Raw genomic sequence first — 2,322 nt, forward strand, 5'->3', positions numbered from 1 at the left:
CGTCCGCCATCTCGTTCTCCTCATTTGCAAATCGAGAACGAGAACAGATCGTGCTTCCGTGCCGCAGGAAAAGTGTGCGAGAAATGGACGCTTACTCAGTAGGTTACCCCGCGACCGACTGTTCCCTGTTCGGATCCCGACGATACCCTGTTCGCCCGATAAAATTCCCTGTTAGTTGGCGCAGGGAATTGGCCCAAAAAGATGCTGCACTACAGCGTTTTGTAGCAAGTGGGCGGCTCTCCGAGCCACCAAAACCGCCAGATTCCCTCTATTCCCTGTTTGCAGGGAATTTGCCCGGAGACAGGTCCGATCAGTACTGCGTCGCCAGCCATCCAGTGTACGCTAACAGGCAAGTGCCTGGAAAAGCATGAGAATTGGCCTAAAATGGCCGATTTCTGTGGGCTGCATGGGTCTCCGTCACCTCGGCATCTAGGGTTTCTGGGACCAGACCGCCGAAAGTCTCCCGCCTTGTCCCGGAAGTTCCCATTTTGGGGAGCGACCGGGCGGAGACTAATTCGACCAAGACTGCGACCCGACCGTACCAGGAGTTCGAATCCTCCTCGCTCCGCCACTTCGCTCCGCCAGTTCGTACTTCCAAACGGAGAAAGGCTCGAAAACTCGCCGCTTTTGTTGCATTTTCCGGCGCGCCTAAGAACGCCGACCGCTCCAAAACTGAGTCCTCGAAGCTGCCAGAGAGTCCATTTTTCTCTGAATCTTTGAATGCCGCACATTGGTACGGTACGGCATTCTACCGGAAACCAAGCGGTTCCTGAGGGGGATGGTTTGATCTTTCTCGCTCGACCAACACACTCAATTGCCCGTCGGGGTGCGTCATTCGAAATGCTGTCTTGCGGCACGGGCTTAGCCCAAATTTGGTTTGAAATTTTCCCTCTGGCTAACGCCGGAAAAAGCCATCCTGCCCGCTCCGCGATGAGCGCATAGGCAAGCCGAGCCCTCGCTTGGGGTCGAAATAAGAGATCAGTCCCGGTTACACCGGATGCAGTAGGAAAGCGCCGCCCTTGTGGGAGCCCCAGCATACCGGCTACTCGCCCTTAACGTAAATCCGGCCGCGCTGACCTAGATGATCCCGCGCTCGGCGGCCATGCGGAGCGCACTAACCTGCAGATAGAGGCGAGCCGCAAGGATTACTTGGTCACGATCCCGCACAGGATCGCCGAGCAGTCGATCGAAACGCGCCCTCCGCCAACGCTCCACACAGCTAAGCCGGCTTAGCACGGAAGGCCGCTGCTCGATATCGGTTCGGTCAGCTCTCCCGTCACGCTTCGCGCAGCTCCCGTTCGGGTTGTAACCCTATCCCCGTTCGCCACGCGTGTCTCTAGAACGTTTGTACTGGTCGGGCAGGGCGCTGGGGTCGCTGGTTATCCGAAAGGGCACCTTGCGGTAGCCGCTCGCCCAAGGCACAACTATCCTTTTGACGGGTCGGGACGCATTGCCGATGCAGCAGCCGCTTTTTGACGCGATACCAATCACCTATCGAGGACTACTCGCCGATCAGCATCTCGTTGATGCGCAGCAATTCGGCAAGTCACTAATCGGCGTCACGAAGCTCGCCAACAGCATCTGCCACGAGCTTTTCCACGAAGAGATCACGCACGACCCGCGTTCGTATCAAATCCGCTTCTGCGTCGGCCCGAGCAAAACAAACGGTCTGATCCAAGAGATTTTCGCAGTCGTCACCTCGGGGCAGATGCCGGTCTACACGCCGATCCTGATGACGGTCGGCAAGAGACTGACCCAATTCGTCATTGAAGCCGTGATCGAAAAGGCGCTTGGCAAAAAGAAGAGCACAGACAACGCTGTCGATAAAATCCATTCGCTCGCGATGGAGCACGTCGAGTTCTCGCGGCAAGTATTGCAGGGCCAAATGCAGGACAAAGCCGCGCTATACAAGATCATCAACGCACTACACCGAGAAAACCGCGCATCGATCCGGCAAATCCCCGAGCCCGTTGGGCGCACGGTGCGCCTGCTACAGATCGGCGACGATCGCGATGCGTCTGTGATCGACGAGCCGGCGGCAGAAGTGTTGCGGTCGACTGAGCAACTGAGTTTGGCGGAGCCCGTCACCTATGACGTGAAAATCCACGGCGTTTTCAAAACCAATGGTGCATGCCGCATCGAGATTTTAGAGCAGAACAGAATCGTGCCCGGCAAGATCGCCGATGCGGTGCTCGATGAGCCCCACAACGTCTACACGAAGGCGCTCGACGAAGGCGCGACCCTTCGTGTCACCGCACAGCCCACAATGAAAGACGGCAAGTTGCATCGCCTGTTCATCACCGGGGCGAAGGTCGCTCCGAG

At 57.5% G+C, this 2,322-nt stretch carries 1 protein-coding gene; it reads left to right on the forward strand.

Annotated features, from left to right (window positions below; all coding sequences use genetic code 11):
- Nucleotides 1-1,456: 1,456 nt before the first annotated feature.
- The coding region (locus K359_RS63905; protein WP_035978546.1) for a hypothetical protein at nt 1,457-2,322 on the forward strand (866 nt) is incomplete at its 3' end.

The organism is Bradyrhizobium sp. th-b2, assembly GCF_000426785.1.
In the GTDB taxonomy this organism is placed as follows: Bacteria; Pseudomonadota; Alphaproteobacteria; order Rhizobiales; family Xanthobacteraceae; genus Bradyrhizobium; species Bradyrhizobium septentrionale.